The sequence below is a fragment of the Streptomyces cadmiisoli genome (genome assembly GCF_003261055.1).
GTDB classification, from domain to species: Bacteria; Actinomycetota; Actinomycetes; order Streptomycetales; family Streptomycetaceae; genus Streptomyces; species Streptomyces cadmiisoli.
Map to the genome: position 1 here is coordinate 8,548,016 of NZ_CP030073.1, position 17,737 is coordinate 8,565,752.

Sequence of the window (17,737 nt, forward strand, 5' to 3'; positions counted from 1 at the left end):
ATGAACCCTGGCGAGGCAACCGGCCCCGACCCGTGGGTGCTGTCCACCGACGACTCCGCCCCGGTTGCCGGCGGTGGGGACCACCCGTTGGCGGCGCTCACCGGCTACCACCCCACGTTCACCGGTAACGGCTATCTCGCCGCCCGGGTCCCCGCTGCCGGAAACGGATTCGCCGAGATCCCGGTGCGTACCCAGTTCCACGTGGTCGGTCTCTACACCGGGCAGGCGGGGGAGTGGTCGCGCAAGGCCGGCCTTCCGGCGTGGTCCACTCTCGACGTCGGCGACGACAGCGGAACATTCAACGGTGCCTTCGCCCCGGGAGCCGGGATCCGCGGCGGCGAGCAATTCGTCGGAGGCCAGGAGTCGGTGGACGGGGACTGGGCCTCGCTCGGCAGCGCGGCCCCGGCCACCACAGCTCACGGCATCACCCGCTACCGGCAATCGCTCGACCTGCGCACCGGTGTGATCACCACCACCGCACGCTGGACCTCGCCGGCCGGGCGAGTCATGGATGTGCGCTACGAGTTGCTCACCGACCGATCCAGGCCGCACGTCGCTGCCGTGACCGTGACCGTGCGGCCGCACTGGGACGGGCGGCTCGAAGTGACAGACGCACTCGACGGCCGGGCCTCCATCCGCGTGCACAACACCCGGACCGGGACGGCGAAGGGCCGGATCTGGCTGACGACGGCAGCGGAGGGCAGCGGTGTCCCGGCAGCCCTGGTGTCCCTGCTGCGGAGCTCGACTGCCCACCCGTACGCGGAGTCCGAAGGCGACGGGTCGGTCGAAAACCGCGTGGTGACGAACGTGGTAGCGGGCGGCGCGTACACCTTCACCAAGTACGTGGGCATCGCCACCGGGCACGACTCGGAACAACCTCTCGCCCTCGCGCATGCCGCCGCCGAGGAAGCGGCAGCCGCCGGATACACGCGGCTCACGGAGGACAACTCCCGGTCATGGCGGCGTGAATGGGAAGGCGACGTCGTCGTGCACGGCGACGTACGGCTGCAACGGCATGTGCGGGCAGCGAAGTTCTACCTGCTCACGAGCGTGCGCGATGGCTCCCCGTGGTCGCCGTCCCCGGCCGGGCTCTCGAGCGACGGTTACAACGGCCATGTCTTCTGGGACACCGAGACCTGGATCTGGCCCAGCCTGCTGGCCCAGCACCCGCACATCGCCGGCAGTGTGCTCGACTACCGGGTCCAGCGGCTGGACGCGGCCCGCGACTACGCCGCCGAAAGCGGCCAGGAGGGTGCGCGGTTCCCCTGGGAGAGCGGCCTGCACGGCGGCGAGGACACGCCGGCATGGGCCCCCTTCGGCCGCTACGAGCAGCACATCACCTCAGATGTCGCCCTCGCCTTCTGGCAGTACTGGCTCGCCACCGGCGACGAGCAGTGGCTGTCGGACAAAGGCTGGCCGGTGTTGCGCGCTGTGGCGGACTTCTGGGCGACCCGCGCGACGGCCGGAGCGGACGGCTCCCACCACATCAACGGCGTGATCCCGCCGGACGAGTACGCCGACGAACCGAACGACGACTCCGCCTACACCAATGTGGCCGCCCGGGCCTCGCTGCGCTTCGCCACCGAAGCGGCCGCGTTGCTCGGAGAACCGTCCGACCCGCGGTGGGAGGTGGTCGCCGCCGGACTCGTCGTTCCCTTCGACGAGCGGCGCGGCATCCACCCGGAGTTCACCGGATACGCCGGGCAGCTGATCAAGCAGGCCGACGTCGTGATGCTGGCCTACCCCTGGGAAAACCCGCAGTCCGACGAGGTCAGTCGGGCCGACCTGACCTACTACGGTGCACGCACCGACGACAATGGACCGTCGATGACGGACTCGGTCCACGCTGTCGTGCACGCTCATCTCGGCGACACGAAGGCGGCGTTCCGGCACACCAAGCGCAGCGTCGAGCCCTTCCTTCGGGCCCCGTTCGACCAGTTCGCCGAGGGCCGCACCGGAGGTGCGTTCACCTTTCTGACGGGTCACGGAGGATTCCTTCAGGTGTTCCTCTACGGCTACTCGGGGCTGCGGTGGCGCCCGGACCGGGTCGAGTTGGCGCCGATCCTGCCCCGGGAATTGGACGGCATCACGCTGAAGGGGCTGCGGTGGCGAGGGCGGACCTTCGATGTCGACATTCGCCAGGACACGACAACGATCCGGCTGCGAGCGGGCGACCCGATACCGGTCGCTTCCTGCGGGCACCAGTACCTTGTGCCGAGTGGCGGTGAGATCTCCGTACCCACCCGTCCTCCCACCCCGCCCCAGTAGCCGTCCGGTGGACATGTGGCCTGGTGCCGGACGGGCCTCAGCGCCGTGCGTGGCGGATCTTCAACCGTCCGAACCCCATGGTCCCCGAGATCCGGATCGTCGGCCCGCCGGACGCCGTACGCCGTGGGGGCTTGTAGCGGGTGTCTTTCCACCCGGTGTGCAGATCCTCGAAATCGACGATCGCGTCGCGAGGCACCGTGATCTTCGCCCTGCCGGTGCCGAGTTGGAGATCGACGTCGACTACCTGATGCTCGATGACCGCTCGGGACAGGTCGAGGTGCACCCTTCCGTATGCGGACGCGACCTTGAGGACGCGAGGTACCCGCCATGCGCCCTGACGCTTGATCCGTCCGCCGGCGGCGGCAATCGTCGACGTGGTGCCGGCATTCTTCTCCGGGAGCGAAGCCAGAGCCGGCACGAGATCGCTGTGAGTCTTGGCAGTGAGGACCTGGTGGAGACGTTCGTCCATCTCCTCGTGTGACACATGCCCTTCGGCGTACGCCTCCTGCACGCGCTGCACGGCCGTGTCGCGGTCGTCTTCGCTGATCAGCGAAGAAGAGTCTTCCGGCAGAGAGGTCACCGTCTCACTCTAGTGCCGTGCCGACGATGCGAACACGCCAAGGTCCACAGAGGGCGGCACAATCGGGGAGACCGATGGCTCGTCTTCATGGCCTTGATCGCCCAGCCAGGCGGAACCTGCGCGGTCGAGCACTAGCTGCTGGTCCGGACCACCAGCTCCGGCTCCAGGACGCGATGAAAGGGCTCCACATCGGCTCGGCCGGTGGTCACGCCAAGGAGTGCGGCCATGATCAAGCGGCCCACCTCCTCGATCGGCTGCCGCACGCTGGACAGTCCCAGCGCGGTCGCCGCCGCCGTGTCGTCGAAACCCGTCACGGCGACATCGTGGCCCGCCCGCAGCCCACTGTCCCGCAGGGCGTGCAATGCGCCGACCGCCAGCGTGTCCGTCGCCGCCACGACCGCGGACGGCGGCTCAGGACGGCTCAGCAGCTCCGCCATGAGGCGCGTCCCCGCCGACATCGAGTCCGGCCCCCGCACGTCCAGCCGGTGGCTTCGCGCCAGCAGGCCGTGCCGGTCCATGGCAGCGAGCCAGCCACGCGCGCGGGCGTCGCCGACGCTCGACCCCTCGGGCCAGCCGAGAAACCCGATCCGCTGGTGGCCCGCCGCCACCAAGTGGTCCACAGCGGCTTCCGTACCGGCACTGTTGTCGATGTCGACCCAGCTGTAGCGATCCGTTCCCACAGCGGTGCGCCCAAAAGCGATAAAGGGAACCTTGGCGGCAAGAAGCCGATCCGGGCGGCTGTCCTGCGGCGCGATGTCGTACAGCACTACACCGCTGACAGCACCGGTGCGACACAGTGCCACGCAACGGTCGCCTTCATCGTCCGTGTCCGCCGCGGTGAACAGCATCACGTGGTGATTCCCGGCCTGGCCGGCCTCGACGAGAGCGTGGAGGAAACGGTCGTGGATGGCGGCCACGGACTCGGTGGACACCGGGTGGATCCGATATCCGACCATCCCCGGGGAACTTGCCCGTAGCGAACGGGCCACCCTGTTCGGGTGGTAGCCCAGTTCGGCAACGACCTGCTCCACCCGCTCCCGGGTTGCAGGACGTACGCGATGGGGCGCGTTCAGCACGTTGGACACCGTCTGGCGGGAGACCCCAGCAGCCTCCGCGACGTCCGAGATCGTGGCAGATCCTCCCAGCGCGGAGCGCCGGCGCCCAGAATCGAGTGCCACGCTCACTCCCTGAAAGGTCTCAGCCGGACGGTGAACCGCAGTAGGCGCACAAGGCCGGCCGCGTCGGCGGATCCCCGTATCCGAAGTCGGTTGATTTTATCGTTCAGACGGCCTTTGTCGATCCCCTGCGTCGATGCCCAGAGTGCGGCGGAGACGCTACATCAGAGGCGGCAACACTGCGGGTACAGCTGAACAAAGGCGCCGGCGCGGCTCGTACCGGGACCGCGGTTGCGAAGAGTGACCAAGACGTGGAATGGAGACGGCGGCCTGGTCACGCCACCTCCGGGACCGGCGCACAACTCCCCATGAAAGGCTGGACGGCATGGGGGCAGCGGGGGACGGTCAGACTTCCCGGGAGTTCTCGTCAGGGGTCCACGTCGGCGACGTCTGCAGCGGGACGATCGCAGAGGTCACGCGGTCGCAGGGCCTGGCGGTGATTCTGGACGGGTTCTCCGCGTGCCCGCTGGGAACGTGTGGCCGGCGGACGATGTCCGATGGGCAGTACGACTCGTGGGGCTGCAGGTGACGTGGGAGAAGGACGGGGCGGGACGGTCGCGATGGTGTCAGGATCGGAAGCGGCATGGCCACGCTGCTCACCAGGGAGACAGATCGGAAGCGCAACGTGACGTCTTCATGATCTCATCGAGCCCTGGGCGCCGTCTCGTCGCAGGCATGGAGGCCGGCGTCGAGCGCGTGACTGACGGTATCCCCACCGAGCCGTTGTTGGCCAAGGGCCAGACGTACCGGCTCGACGTTGTCTGTGCCGGCAAAGGCAGTGCCCAACTGCGGTTCACGTCACCAAACGTCGGCGACAAGGCCACTGTGCCGTGCGACGGGTCGGTGGTTCAGCAGCGCATCAGGGCGGATGCACCCAGCGTATTGACGTCAACGGCGATGCGGGGGCATCGGGAATGATCGCCTGGCAGATCGACAAGGCCTGACCCGGCGCGCGGTGAACGGCACCAGAATTCGCCACGTGCCGGGGCCGTTCGACCCTCCTTCAAGGCCCGGCGCTTGAGGATGGGGGCTTGGGTGGCGCGTCCGGTCGATGCAGAGGTTCGGGCTCCCGGCGGACCAAGACGGCGGCGCTCAGATCCGTTCGGCGGTCTGGCGGGGGTCATCGGCCGTGATCCGGTCGATGAACTGCTGGGCTTGCTCTTCTGCTCTCTTGAAAATGACCTGAGCTTGCGTGTATCGGTGCAGCTCAACCGGCCTCTTCGCGTGGGGTGACGGTGACATCGAGGCCGAGGGCGGCGAGTTGGGCGATGAGGCGGCGGGTGTGGCGTTCCTTGCCGAGCCGGTTGGTGAAGTGATCAGGACCGAGGTCTTGGTAGGGGACCATGTCGCGCAGGATGTGCCAGGCGGCGACCAGGATGGAGTGGCCGACCGCGACGGTGGCGCGCTTGCTGCCGCGGTGGGGAACGAGTCTTCGGTACTGGGCCCCGAGGTAGGTGCCCTTGCTTCGGGCGGCGGTGGCGCCGGCCAGGAACAGGGCGGTCTTGAGCCAGGTGTCGCCGTGACGGGTGCGCCCGGACAGTCGCTTGCCGGCCGACTCCTTGTTACCCGGGCACATCCCGGCCCAGGACGCGAGGTGCCCGGCGGTGGCGAAGCGGCCCATGTCCACGCCGACCTCGGCGATCAGGATCTGGGCCAGAGTCAGGCTGATCCCGGGGATCGTGATCAGCAGCTCGGTCTGCGCACGCAGGGGCAGCAGCTGCCGGTTGATTTCCTCACTCAGGCGGGCGATCCGTGCGTCGGCCTCGTCGATCGCGCGGAGCATCGAGGCGACCATGAACGCGTGGTGCTCGCTGAAGGCTCCGGTCAGTGCCCGGGTCAGCAGGGGCACTTTGCCCTGCAGGCTGCCCAACGCCAGCTCCGCCAGGACCTGGGGATCACGCTCGCCCGCGACCAGGGCGTCGAGCATGGCGCGCGCGGAGCGGCCGGTGATGTCGCTGACCACCGAGCTGAGCTTGATCCCGGCGTCTTCCAGGAACATCGCGAGCCGGTTGACGTCGCGGACCCGGTCGCGGGTGGTCTCGGTGCGGTACCGGGTCAGGTCCCGTAGCTGCCGGATGTCACGCGGCGGTACGAAGCTGGGCCGGACCAGGCCGTACTCGACCAGGCGGCAGATCCACTCGCAGTCCTTCACGTCGGTCTTGCGGCCCGGCACGGTCTTGATGTGCTGGGCGTTCAGCAGCCACGGCTCGACCCCCTCGGTGGCCTCCAGCAGGTAGAACAGGGGCTTCCAATAGGACGCGGTCGCCTCCATGCCCACCCGGGTGATCTGGTTGTCCACCAGCCAGTCCCGCAGTTCCAGCAGGCCGTCGCTCATCGTGGAAAACGTCCGCACCTCACGACGGGCCCGCTTCCCCGAACCCGGCAGCCGGATGCACACCTTGGCGTCCGTCTTGCTCAAGTCGATGCCCGCGCATCGCTCTTCCACCACGTCCACGAACCCTGCCCCTCCCAGTCGAACCGCGACGGGTACCCGCCCTTCCGAGGCCACAGGATTCAAAGACGCTCTCTTGCGTGCTCATGGCAACAACATTGGATTCCTGCACACGGCCCCCGCGTCCGACTGGCTATCGGGCTCACTCGCACCAAGCAGCAACGACGTCCTCCGGACGGGCACCCCGCCCCATTTTCCCGGCCCCGGGGTGCGGCCGACAGGCCGCGGGATGACTGGTTAGTGCGGCAGTGGCTGAAGTGCACCTCTATGCCCTCGGGTGCCGCACGCTCTCTTGAAAATGACCTGAGCTTGCGTGTATCGGTGCAGCTCAACCGGCCTCTTCGCGTGGGGTGACGGTGACATCGAGGCCGAGGGCGGCGAGTTGGGCGATGAGGCGGCGGGTGTGGCGTTCCTTGCCGAGCCGGTTGGTGAAGTGATCAGGACCGAGGTCTTGGTAGGGGACCATGTCGCGCAGGATGTGCCAGGCGGCGACCAGGATGGAGTGGCCGACCGCGACGGTGGCGCGCTTGCTGCCGCGGTGGGGAACGAGTCTTCGGTACTGGGCCCCGAGGTAGGTGCCCTTGCTTCGGGCGGCGGTGGCGCCGGCCAGGAACAGGGCGGTCTTGAGCCAGGTGTCGCCGTGACGGGTGCGCCCGGACAGTCGCTTGCCGGCCGACTCCTTGTTACCCGGGCACATCCCGGCCCAGGACGCGAGGTGCCCGGCGGTGGCGAAGCGGCCCATGTCCACGCCGACCTCGGCGATCAGGATCTGGGCCAGAGTCAGGCTGATCCCGGGGATCGTGATCAGCAGCTCGGTCTGCGCACGCAGGGGCAGCAGCTGCCGGTTGATTTCCTCACTCAGGCGGGCGATCCGTGCGTCGGCCTCGTCGATCGCGCGGAGCATCGAGGCGACCATGAACGCGTGGTGCTCGCTGAAGGCTCCGGTCAGTGCCCGGGTCAGCAGGGGCACTTTGCCCTGCAGGCTGCCCAACGCCAGCTCCGCCAGGACCTGGGGATCACGCTCGCCCGCGACCAGGGCGTCGAGCATGGCGCGCGCGGAGCGGCCGGTGATGTCGCTGACCACCGAGCTGAGCTTGATCCCGGCGTCTTCCAGGAACATCGCGAGCCGGTTGACGTCGCGGACCCGGTCGCGGGTGGTCTCGGTGCGGTACCGGGTCAGGTCCCGTAGCTGCCGGATGTCACGCGGCGGTACGAAGCTGGGCCGGACCAGGCCGTACTCGACCAGGCGGCAGATCCACTCGCAGTCCTTCACGTCGGTCTTGCGGCCCGGCACGGTCTTGATGTGCTGGGCGTTCAGCAGCCACGGCTCGACCCCCTCGGTGGCCTCCAGCAGGTAGAACAGGGGCTTCCAATAGGACGCGGTCGCCTCCATGCCCACCCGGGTGATCTGGTTGTCCACCAGCCAGTCCCGCAGTTCCAGCAGGCCGTCGCTCATCGTGGAAAACGTCCGCACCTCACGACGGGCCCGCTTCCCCGAACCCGGCAGCCGGATGCACACCTTGGCGTCCGTCTTGCTCAAGTCGATGCCCGCGCATCGCTCTTCCACCACGTCCACGAACCCTGCCCCTCCCAGTCGAACCGCGACGGGTACCCGCCCTTCCGAGGCCACAGGATTCAAAGACGCTCTCTTGCGTGCTCATGGCAACAACATTGGATTCCTGCACACGGCCCCCGCGTCCGACTGGCTATCGGGCTCACTCGCACCAAGCAGCAACGACGTCCTCCGGACGGGCACCCCGCCCCATTTTCCCGGCCCCGGGGTGCGGCCGACAGGCCGCGGGATGACTGGTTAGTGCGGCAGTGGCTGAAGTGCACCTCTATGCCCTCGGGTGCCGCACGCTGGATTTCCAGCTTGTCCACCCCGCAGTCCCACCGCTCGAACGCACCGGTGTCGGCGAGTTTGCGGGTGACCAGGCGGGCCACAGTGTCCACGGGCTCCTCCCACGTGGTGTCCATGGCGGCACGCGCGAGTTCTGTGTCGTACTGGGCGGCGTCGAAATGCACGGTGGCAGGTACGGGAACCCGGACGTCGTTCGTGTTCCGCCAGGCAGACCACACCACGCGGTCTCTCTGGCGCTTGATGGTGACGAAGACGCCTCCGCAGCACGCAGGAACGCAGTCATTGTTGGACAGCTCGACCTCACGAGGCTCCTCCAGCGCCGCCAGCGGCCACTCGTCGGCCGGGCCGGACCACGACCAGACCGGGCAGTTGGCCACTCCGCCGGGGTGGATCTCCGCGAGTATGTCCCGGCCGTCGATGAGCGGGCGTACCTCGGGCGACTGTTCCATCCTGTCCGGGGGCGGGATCACATGCCTGAGAGCGAGCGTGCTGATGTGGGTGGGGGCGTTCACGCCTTCGATGATCGCCGATGACGGTGTGCACGAGAAGCGGATATTCGGGAGCGGCCCATTTCCTCCGACCTCCGCGACACCTACAACTCCATGCCCGCAATCAGCCATCTCCGCACCTGCGATCGCGCACGGACCACGCAGGTGCGGCTCGACGTGTTGGCGGTCCGGCATGGGGCGCCCAACTGCAGAACTCCCCCTGGGGGCTTATCCGTTACGCAGCCTTGTCCACGTGTTCGGGCCGATGATGCCGTCGGCGGTCAGGCCTCGACTGGTCTGGAATGCCTTGGTGGCCTTGGTGGTGAGGGGTCCGAAGGCGCCGTCGATTCCCGGGCCGATGTAGAACCCCCAGAGCTGGAGTAAGCACTGGGCCTCGCGCACCGTGTTCCCGGCAGCGCCCTCACGGATCGTGGGCGGCGTGAGCCGGTTGTCGAAGCCGCAGAAGGCCGGGTCGATTGCCGCGGAGGGACCCGCGCCGGCGACAGGTGCGGTGGCGGCGGGCGGCGTCCTCGCAGGCGCTGAGGCTGCTGCGGCGACAGTGGCCGCGCCTGCCAGTACGAGGGCGGCCACGGAAACTGTGAAACCGCGCTTGATCTGCATGATGATCCTTCAGGGTTGATGGGTGCCGGTACGAGCAGACGACGTGTCCGCAGCGGACGCTCATCCACTGCCTGGCAGCCCCACGGTCTACACCTCGCCTGGTGACCGCCCGAACGCCTGCGCACCAAGAGTGACTGATCCAGCACATAGAGCTACAGGGCTTGGAAGGTGGCGCGCGGGGCAGGTTGTCGCCGACTGGCGGCGACCCCGCCGTAGGCGTGAACCCGGCTCACCCGGGCGTGCACTCGAAGGATGGCGCGTACGCCGTTCCGCAGATGCCGTGGCTGCCGTCGTGGTGCAGTCGACAAAGGAACGCGCGCATCGGCAGCGAGAAGCGCATCAGCTGAGGCTGGTGCCCGTTCGCGTCAGCAGTCTGAGACCCGTCGAACCTGTGCGGTCAACGCGCTAGGCGGTTCCTGCGTCGTACCTCTGCTGATGTCGGCGGATCTCCGTGTGCCGCTCGGCCGACCAGGCGGCCAGCTCCAGCACGGTGGACAGCAGGGAGGTGCCGAGGCTGGTAAGGGAGTACTCGACGCGCGGCGGCACCTCGGCGTACGCCGTGCGGTCGACCAGGCCGCTGCGTTGGAGCTGCTTGAGGGTGAGGGTGAGCATGCGCTGGGAGATGCCGGGGATGGCGTGTGCGAGCTCGGAGTAGCGCACGGGTCCGTCGGAGAGTGTGCCGATGATCAGCACGCTCCACTTGTCGCCGACCAGGTCGAGGATCTCGCGGATGAAGTCCGCGTCCCCGTCGCCCCAGTGCGCACACGGGCCGGGGGCCCGCCGCACGCTCGCCCTCACATTCGTGCGTCCCCGCCGCAACTCGCTCCCGGCGCCCACGGCCGCCACCCCTCTCTCCTGACTCACGCACATGAATGTGCCTTTTGTATCGCTTCTCACACTAATGCAAAGTGAGGCTACGAACAGAATGTGAGATTCGAAGGGCTCCATCATGCAGATCGAATTCTGGTCCGACATCGTCTGCCCGTTCTGCGGATTGACCGACAACCGGCTGCGGCTGGCGCTGGCGCGTTTCGAGCACGCCGACGAGGTGCGGATCGTCCACCGCTCGTTCCAGCTCCACCCCGACCTGCCCCGCGAAGGCATCAGCCAGCGCCGGTTGCTGGACATGCACGGAATCCCCGCGGCGAGGGGCGAGCAGATCTTCGCACCGATCGAGCGCGCAGCCCGGGCCGAGGGGATGGCGCCCTTCCACGCGCTGGAGCGCACGCTGGGGCCGACGGACTACGCACACGAACTTCTCGCCCTCGCCACAGACCAGGGGCGGGGCTGCGAGGTGTGGACGGCCATGTTTCGCGCCCACTTCGGGCAAGCGCGCGAGCTGTGGACCAGGGAACAAGTCCTGGACTTCGCAGCCGAGGTCGGGCTCGACCGTGAGGAGGCGGCCGAAGCGCTGCGCGAGCGGCGTTACCGCGACCGGGTGGCTGCCGACCAACGTGAGGCCGAGCGCCTGGGGGCACGCGGGATGCCGTTCATCACCCTCGACGGTGCGTACGCCGTCCACGGCGCCGTCGGTATCGACGAGCTCCTGGCCGCGATGACCAGGGCCTGGGAGGCGGCGCATCCCACGCTCAAGCCGCTCCGGATTCTCGGCGGAGAGGACGCGGCGGTCTGCGGCCCGGACGGCTGCGCGGTCCACCAGCATCCCGCGCCCTGACGACACGGCTGCCCGGAGCCCGAACCCGGCAAGTGGTCACCACCCCACACTTATCAAAGCGAAAGAGCCACCACCATGACCTACCTGCTGCGCATCGACACCTCGGCCTCCGGCGAGGCTTCCGTCTCCCGCCAGGTCGCCGATACCTTCACCGCTGCCTGGCCCGGCGACATCGTCCGCCGCGACCTCGCGATGGACCCCGTCGGTCACCTGGACGCCGCCGGCATCCAGGCCCGTACGACCCCCGCCGATCAGCACACCCCCGACCAGCACGCCGCCGCCGGACTCCAGGACGAACTCGTGGAGGAATTCCTCGGCGCCGACGCGTACCTCTTCGCCGTTCCGCTCTACAACTACGCGATGCCGTCGGTGTTCAAGGCGTGGCTGGACCACGTCATGATTGTCGGCAGGACGATCGGGTTGGCCGGCCCGGCGCCCAGCACCGGCCGCCCCGCCGTCGTCGTCTCCGCCCGGGGCGGCGGCTACGGCCCCGGCGCGCCCCAGCACGGCAAGGACTTCCTGATCCCGGCGCTGGAGACCATCCTCGGCGATCCGGGGCTGATGGCCCTGGACGTCCGCCCCATCACGCCCGAGCTGACCTATGCGCCTACGGTGCCTTCGCTCCGGCACCTGCTCCCGCAGCACCGCCTCTCGCTTGAGGAGGCGCACGCGCAGGCGCGCCGTCAGGCGGTGGAGATCGCCGGGCGCGCCGCAACCTCGTTGACCACCTGAACCGTTGCTCGGCACACTCAGCTCGGATCTCGGGCTGTATCTGATCGCCATGCTGCCGGTACATCGCTCTACCGATCAGCCTGCGGCCCGAACGCCGGACGTGAGGGTCCTCGCCCGCCCGGCCGAGGACCGCAACGGTTCGGGCCGGTCGGTCGCTTCGGTCGCTGGCTGTCCTCCCTGCCCGGCGGGCCCGGACTCTGATGCCCGACGCTCTGTCGCGGCCTGAGACAACCGCACCCGAGCAGGGCGTTGTCGGTGCCGCGTCGTAGGGTTCCGTTGTAACCGCTACTACGCCTGCAGACCCACTGCCCGGGCCACCCCGACAGAAAGCAAGACTTACCGTGTTCCAGGAAACTCCCATCTTCAGCCGCCTCGTTGCCGAGCGCGGTGACATCCCCGCCCAGGTGCGTGGTGAGGCCGAACGCATGCACCGGCAGCTGGCTCAAGTGCTACCCCAGGCAGCCTCACCCCACCTGAGCGCACCGCACAACGTGCCGGGCCCGACGCCTCCTCGCCCCGCCTTGTAAAGCAGGGCGGCAGGAAACCGGCCGCGGCGTCGCGTTCACCGCCCGGGTGCGCACATTGGCTCTGCTGATCGTTTGGGCATGAAGTTGCCGGGCAGAGGGGGCAGTTGAGAGCGTCGGCCAGTTCGAGCGGGGTTGGGTGGGGGAGCGACGACGGCGCTCAGGGACGGGCGGCATCAGCGGAGCCACGTGCTCCCGCAGGTCGTCCGGAACTGGATCGGCCCCCACCTGCTCAGCCCGCCGATTCAAGGTCGCCAGATGCGAGATCGTGGGATCAACTCGCATTGAACCGAACAGTCAGTCGGCAAAGGTCCCGATCAGCCGCTGCGGGGTGATCCTGACGACGACCCGCACCACCTCCGGCGGCAGTTCCAGGTATTCCTCGCCCGCGCCGGCTCCCTCGTACTGCTCGGCCAGTGCGACAGCCAGCTTCCGGCCCACATCCTCGGCCACCGCTGCGGTACCGCGAACCTCCAGGTATCGCAGCGGGTCGGTCCGGTCGTAGACCGTGAGGCTGACCCGCGCGTCGCGCTGCACGTTGGTGACCTTGCGGCGGCCGGCTGCCGAAGAGAGCAGCAGGTGATCGCCGTCCCGGGCGACCCAGACCACCGAGGTCTGCGGGCTGCCGTCAGGGTTCACGGTGGCCAGCACCGCCGGATTCACGTCGTCAAGAAGCCTGCGGGCGGGATCGTTCAACTTGATCGTCACGCCGCGACCCTAACCAGGTTGCCAGGCGGCGTCGACCGACATTTGTCCCCTGTGGGTGCGCATGCAGGGCCCCCGCGGTCCCCGCTGCCCAGGCCGCAGTCCGCAAGGCCCAGGCTCATCGCACTCTGAAACGATCAGTGAGCCCCTGCCACCACGTACAGCGCACGCGTATGTCGCCGTGCCGGTCATGGACGACGGCCTTCACCACGTCGGCGCGAGCGCGGCCTCGCTGACAGCGCGCGCACGAGAACGCTTCTACAGGCGGAGATGGCCAACTCTTCCGCGACGCCGGCAGGACGGCTGATCCAGCCGTCTCAGGCCCTCGGCCCTAGCTCCGGGACATGTCGGGGGCGGCCGAAGGAGCGCCGGTAGGCCCCCGGCGTGGTGTGCACCAAGGCCTGGAAGCGCCTGCGAAGGTTGGCGCTCGAGGACAGACTGACGCGGACCGCGATCGTCTCGACAGGGAGGTCCGTCTCCTCCAAGAGGCTCCTGGCTGCCTCGACGCGCTGCTGGAGCAGCCATCGGCCGGGGCTGACACCGAGCTGGTTGGCGAACCTGCGTGCGAGGTCCTCGCTGACCAGCATGTCGTACCCCGTCAGGGTCGGTTCCGCTCCTGGATGCTCGGCGCACACCGCGAACTCCTAGTGACTCGGCAACTCTGCGCGGCGCAGGCCGAAAACCTCGGCGGCGCAGGCAAGCTCGAAGGTGGACTGCGGCGGGACTGTCAGCGCGACGACTCGATGAGCACCCATGGCAGGAAAGGATCTGGGGGTGTCAATCCAGGCACTGGGCGGGGGTGAACGGCCGCCGTGACGATGGACATCCCGCTCGTCATCGCTGGATAGATGAGCAGAACCGCTGAGGGCCTTTGTGTGAATCAACGGGTGCACCAGAGATTGGTGCCTGCGCTCCCCTCCCGGCGGGTCAGCGCAGCCACCGGTTGCGACGGGTTAGCCGGCCACCAGCCTTCGCCCGCGATGCCTGCCGGGCCCGTCGCGCATCGTCAGCGGAATGAGGTCTTCGGCCGCGCATGCCGCGCCGGCGCAGGTGCTCGCGGATCGCGCTCTGCCGGATCAGGCATGTTCGTCCCAGGCCACGGGATCGCGCGGCGCGTGGTCGGCGGCCGACTACGGGCTTGTGTCGACGCTTGGTGGGCTCGGCGAGGGTGGTCCATGGGCAGCCCGCGTTATTGACGTGTGTCTGCGGGTGGAGGGCTGGCAGACTGACGTGGTTGGTCTTGTCTGTCTGGAGCTCTCTGAAATGCCGCAACCTCTGCCAGCCCCGGTCCTCCGTCCTGCTCTCGAGGAGGACCTTGCGGTCCTTGAGGAGCTGGCTAGGCGCACCATCGATGCACGCTACCGTTCATTCCTGGGAGACGAGGGCGTCGACTGGTTCATCAACAGCGGGGCCTCCGATGATCACATCGAGTCGCACTTCCGCAAGGGACACCTCCACTGCATGGAGGTGAGCGGGGACCTCGTGGGGCTGCTGATCACTGACGAGTCCACCATCGACTTGCTGATGATCGACGTCGACCGTCAGCGTCAGGGTCTCGGGAGGTTGCTCCTGTCGCAGGCTGAGCAACTGCTCTTCGCCGAGTACCAGGAGATCCGCCTGGAAACCTTCGCCACCAACGCCACGGCCGTCGCGTTCTATGAGGCGTGCGGTTGGTCGCAGTCGGGGCAACTGGAATCCGATGGACCTGACAGGATCGAATTTCGGCGGCGTCGGGGCATGTGATCGGGCATTCGACCAGCTCAGAGTGCGAACGAGAAGGTTCGTGGCGACCTGGGCGGGATCGTGCTGCGCGAGTGGACGGGGGTGTTGTAGGTCGCTGACGCTCTCGGGGTGGTGATGGCGAAAACGGGAGCCGCGCGGGAAACATCGGCGCCTTTTGGGAGGCGGTAGCAGCTGGTGCTGCCCCGGGAGCGCAGAGTTCCCCGGGGTGGGTCTGCCGCGACCCTTTCGTGGCGACGACCTGCCACCAGGGCCGCTCTGGAGCGGCCCTGGTGGCGCACCCACAGGTCCGATTGCACAGGCAGGCGCGCCTATGACTGGGCCGCACCCCGACTTATCGTGGACCTGGCTTTCGGCTGCGGTGCAAGGTTGATGCTGAGCAGATCAATGCCCAGAGGTGTGAGGGTGTGGAGCACCGTGTTGCGGCACCGGACGGAGATGATCAGGCCCGTCTCGCGCAATATGGCGGTGTGTTGGCTGGCGGTGGGGGCGGTGACGCCTATACGCCGGGCGAGTTCGCCCGTGGTGCAGCCGTCCTGGATCACCCGGAGCGCGGTCGCCCTGCTGTGCCCGAGCAGTTGGGACAGCCGGTCTCCTTCCGCAGGGGCACGATCGGCCGGACGGAGCCACCAGCCGGCCTCGTGGGAAACGGGGTAGACCAGGACCGGGCGCAGCTCGGGGTCGACAAGCGTGACGGGCGTGCGCCAGCAGAACACCGAGGGCACCAGGAGAAGCCCGCGCCCGTTCAGATAGAGGTCGCGGTCGACCGGATAGTCCGCCTCCAGCACGGGTGGGCGCCAGCGCAGTGTGGGGCCCAGGCTGCGTAGCAGACCTTCGGTGCCATGATCGATGAGGGCGCGGGCCCGTTGGGCGCGATCCGCGTCGACCAGCGCCTGGAGGCGCGGCCACACAGGGGCGAGGGCGGCGCTGTGGTAGTCGTGCAGCGCCTCACCGATCGCGGCGAGTGCTGTCCGATCGGCATCGGCCAAGGTGCTGGCCCAGGTACGGGCCCAGCTGGGAGGGGCGGGGAGCAGAGCCAAGTCCTTCCGTAACCGCTCGGCGGGCGTGGACAGCACAGCATCGACGGTGGATCTCAGACATGGAACGGCCTGGACTGGCGTGAGAAAGTCGGGAAAGGCACCCGTCTGCGGAACCAGATACCGCAGCAGACGCAGGTGAGGCGCGCGCAGGGACCGTAAACGTGCCCTGGCCGCGGCACGCCAGGGGCCGAATACGGCCGGTGCCTGCACGGCCGCCAGCTGTATGAAGCTCAGTACGATCTCCCAGCCGGGATCAGGCCCCGAAACCGTCCGTATGCGGGACAGATCCTCCGCCGTGAAGTGCAGCCTGAGCCCCATGGCCCTCCCCGTCGCAGCCGTATTGCTGATTATCGGCATCCTGTACAGATACTGACCAGCATGTTTCGGCCGTTATGACATGTCCTTGTCCATTAAATCTGGACGCTGCCACTCTCACAGGGACATCACAGGGGTCCCAACGGCTTCGCGGGACCACGACCGACAGAAGGAGAAGACTCCATGCGTTGTCGTCTGTTCATGGTGACCGTCGCGGCGGCCAGCGCCCTATTGGGCTTCGGCACCACGGCCGTGGCAGCCGCACCGGCGGACGCCACGACGTCGTCGTCCGGATCCGCCGCGCCGTTCGCCGAGCAGGCCAGGGCCGCACACCTGACAGCCGCGCAGACCTCCGCACTCAAGTCTGAGGTCAAGCGCTACCTCATGAAGACCGGCGGCAAGCAGGTCGCACTCAACAAGATCGAAGTGGACGGCGCCACGCTCCTCGTGGCCATCCCCGGAGAGGACCGCCCGAGAGACTTCGCTGCCGGCAAGGGCACGCGCGCCGCGGCCGACCCCTGCCTGACCGGAGCGGTCTACAGCGGCTACTTCTGCGTGTACAGCCAGGAGGTCTACCAGGGCAGCTACTACTACTGGTACTCCTGCGCCAAGCGCTCCATGCCGTGGGCCGGATACGGCTCGTGGATCAATGACCAGACCCCGGGGACGCGAGCCACGTTCTACAACAGCAGCGGTGGAGTCGCCTACACCACCCCGGCCCCGTACAGCTCGGACGACAGCTACTACTGGACGCCCATCTGGCACGTCAGGAACTGCTGAACCTGACGGTCGAGGAATCCCGTTCCGGTACGGCAGCCCGGTTGCTCCCTGGCCGGGGTGTCGAGCAGCGCGTGCTTGAGGCTCCATGTGTAGCTCTCCAGCCGCATGTTTGAGTGCGATGAACTGCGCACATGCGTGAATCACGCCGTTTCCTGCCGGGTTCGAGGACTTGTATCTCAAGCTTGATCTTGCAGGAAACGGCGTGTGACTCTTGAGTGTCTGGAAGCGGGACCCGACGTCGAACACACGGCGGGCGGAGGGGTTGACCAGTCGTCAAGAGTTGCGGGTACGGCTCTCCGACGGGACTGAGGTGATCTCGGCAGCAGCAATGCGGGCATCTTCGCGTACCGCCGGGTCAGGGTGGTCGAGGAAGGGCTCGATCAGGTGTCGCGCCCGAGGGGCGTGTGTCGCGCCGAGAATGTAGAGGGTGTGTTCGAGGAGTTCACGCTCCATCGTCGGCATGGCGACGGTGAGTGGTTCGACGAGGTCCAAGGGCAGATTGTAGTGATCGAACGCCTCACTGATCGAGTTCAGCGCTGACTCGCGAACCTCGGTGACCAAGTCGTTGACGGCCAGGCTGACGAGGCGCCCGACGACCAGGCGGGCGGAATCAGCGTCGAGCGCGGTGCCGCGCAGGAGGTCCCCGAGTTCCGCCGCTGCGACGTCCCGCTCGCGCGCATCGCGGTTGGTCAGTGCTTCCAAGGCGGAGAGCATGTGCTTCATGCCGCCGCCTGGGACCGCTCCAGACAGGCGGCCGAAGGGGTTCGTGTTCATCAGGCGC

Annotated in this window: 17 protein-coding genes and 1 pseudogene; 7 read left to right on the forward strand and 11 right to left on the reverse strand. The window is 68.0% G+C overall.

Going from position 1 to position 17,737, the window contains the following annotated elements; translation table 11 throughout:
• Positions 1-2,268, forward strand: coding sequence for a glycoside hydrolase family 65 protein (locus tag DN051_RS37600; protein ID WP_162625057.1), 2,268 nt, complete (start codon positions 1-3; stop codon positions 2,266-2,268).
• 37 nt (positions 2,269-2,305) lie between these two features.
• On the opposite strand, the gene DN051_RS37605 is transcribed toward DN051_RS37600, so the two are convergent.
• Both DN051_RS37605 and DN051_RS37610 read right to left on the reverse strand, forming a co-directional pair.
• The gene (locus tag DN051_RS37605) at positions 2,306-2,848 is read right to left on the reverse strand and encodes a DUF1707 SHOCT-like domain-containing protein (RefSeq protein WP_112441281.1); all 543 of its coding nucleotides are present in this window, start codon (positions 2,846-2,848) and stop codon (positions 2,306-2,308) included.
• A 131-nt stretch (positions 2,849-2,979) separates the two neighbouring features.
• Positions 2,980-3,924, reverse strand: coding sequence for a LacI family DNA-binding transcriptional regulator (locus tag DN051_RS37610; protein ID WP_246040742.1), 945 nt, complete (start codon positions 3,922-3,924; stop codon positions 2,980-2,982).
• A gap of 774 nt (positions 3,925-4,698) precedes the next feature.
• Between DN051_RS37610 and DN051_RS37620 the strand changes: the two genes are divergently transcribed.
• Positions 4,699-4,941 carry a hypothetical protein gene (locus tag DN051_RS37620; protein WP_246040743.1) on the forward strand — a complete coding sequence of 81 codons (243 nt, stop codon included), beginning with the start codon at positions 4,699-4,701 and terminating at the stop codon, positions 4,939-4,941.
• Positions 4,942-5,230: 289 nt separating this feature from the next.
• On the opposite strand, the gene DN051_RS37625 is transcribed toward DN051_RS37620, so the two are convergent.
• The 5 genes from DN051_RS37625 to DN051_RS37640 form a co-directional block, all read right to left on the reverse strand.
• The gene (locus DN051_RS37625) at positions 5,231-6,478 is read right to left on the reverse strand and encodes an IS110 family RNA-guided transposase (RefSeq protein ID WP_053758776.1); all 1,248 of its coding nucleotides are present in this window, start codon (positions 6,476-6,478) and stop codon (positions 5,231-5,233) included.
• A 325-nt stretch (positions 6,479-6,803) separates the two neighbouring features.
• Positions 6,804-8,051, reverse strand: coding sequence for an IS110 family RNA-guided transposase (locus DN051_RS37630; RefSeq protein WP_053758776.1), 1,248 nt, complete (start codon positions 8,049-8,051; stop codon positions 6,804-6,806).
• 59 nt (positions 8,052-8,110) lie between these two features.
• The gene (locus DN051_RS45290) at positions 8,111-8,848 is read right to left on the reverse strand and encodes a hypothetical protein (protein WP_162625058.1); all 738 of its coding nucleotides are present in this window, start codon (positions 8,846-8,848) and stop codon (positions 8,111-8,113) included.
• 204 nt (positions 8,849-9,052) lie between these two features.
• On the reverse strand, positions 9,053-9,445 hold the full coding sequence (locus tag DN051_RS37635; protein WP_053762171.1) for a peptidoglycan-binding domain-containing protein: 393 nt from the start codon (positions 9,443-9,445) through the stop codon (positions 9,053-9,055).
• Between the two features lie 405 nt (positions 9,446-9,850).
• On the reverse strand, positions 9,851-10,309 hold the full coding sequence (locus DN051_RS37640) for a winged helix-turn-helix transcriptional regulator (protein ID WP_342781505.1): 459 nt from the start codon (positions 10,307-10,309) through the stop codon (positions 9,851-9,853).
• Between the two features lie 85 nt (positions 10,310-10,394).
• On the opposite strand from DN051_RS37640, the gene DN051_RS37645 reads away from it, so the two are divergent.
• From DN051_RS37645 to DN051_RS46755, 3 genes are all read left to right on the forward strand, one after another.
• Complete coding sequence (locus DN051_RS37645; protein ID WP_112441288.1) at positions 10,395-11,120, forward strand: DsbA family oxidoreductase; 726 nt, start codon at positions 10,395-10,397, stop codon at positions 11,118-11,120.
• Between the two features lie 75 nt (positions 11,121-11,195).
• Positions 11,196-11,852 (forward strand): FMN-dependent NADH-azoreductase, encoded by a 657-nt coding sequence (locus DN051_RS37650; RefSeq protein WP_112441290.1) that lies wholly within the window; start codon positions 11,196-11,198, stop codon positions 11,850-11,852.
• 341 nt (positions 11,853-12,193) lie between these two features.
• The gene (locus DN051_RS46755; RefSeq protein ID WP_079001595.1) at positions 12,194-12,379 is read left to right on the forward strand and encodes a hypothetical protein; all 186 of its coding nucleotides are present in this window, start codon (positions 12,194-12,196) and stop codon (positions 12,377-12,379) included.
• A 294-nt stretch (positions 12,380-12,673) separates the two neighbouring features.
• Here the strand turns inward: DN051_RS46755 and DN051_RS37660 are convergent, their stop codons facing one another.
• Both DN051_RS37660 and DN051_RS47895 read right to left on the reverse strand, forming a co-directional pair.
• On the reverse strand, positions 12,674-13,084 hold the full coding sequence (locus DN051_RS37660) for a PPOX class F420-dependent oxidoreductase (RefSeq protein ID WP_162625059.1): 411 nt from the start codon (positions 13,082-13,084) through the stop codon (positions 12,674-12,676).
• A 314-nt stretch (positions 13,085-13,398) separates the two neighbouring features.
• Positions 13,399-13,659 (reverse strand): annotated as a pseudogene (locus DN051_RS47895) (helix-turn-helix domain-containing protein); the annotation flags it as partial.
• 436 nt (positions 13,660-14,095) lie between these two features.
• Here DN051_RS47895 and DN051_RS37670 point away from each other — a divergent pair.
• Complete coding sequence (locus DN051_RS37670; protein ID WP_246040744.1) at positions 14,096-14,824, forward strand: GNAT family N-acetyltransferase; 729 nt, start codon at positions 14,096-14,098, stop codon at positions 14,822-14,824.
• Between the two features lie 308 nt (positions 14,825-15,132).
• On the opposite strand, the gene DN051_RS37675 is transcribed toward DN051_RS37670, so the two are convergent.
• Complete coding sequence (locus DN051_RS37675; RefSeq protein ID WP_246040745.1) at positions 15,133-15,897, reverse strand: ArsR/SmtB family transcription factor; 765 nt, start codon at positions 15,895-15,897, stop codon at positions 15,133-15,135.
• Between the two features lie 462 nt (positions 15,898-16,359).
• On the opposite strand from DN051_RS37675, the gene DN051_RS37680 reads away from it, so the two are divergent.
• On the forward strand, positions 16,360-16,956 hold the full coding sequence (locus DN051_RS37680) for a hypothetical protein (protein ID WP_162625060.1): 597 nt from the start codon (positions 16,360-16,362) through the stop codon (positions 16,954-16,956).
• Positions 16,957-17,229: 273 nt separating this feature from the next.
• Here the strand turns inward: DN051_RS37680 and DN051_RS37685 are convergent, their stop codons facing one another.
• On the reverse strand, positions 17,230-17,730 hold the full coding sequence (locus tag DN051_RS37685) for a hypothetical protein (RefSeq protein ID WP_246040746.1): 501 nt from the start codon (positions 17,728-17,730) through the stop codon (positions 17,230-17,232).
• Positions 17,731-17,737: the final 7 nt, after the last annotated feature.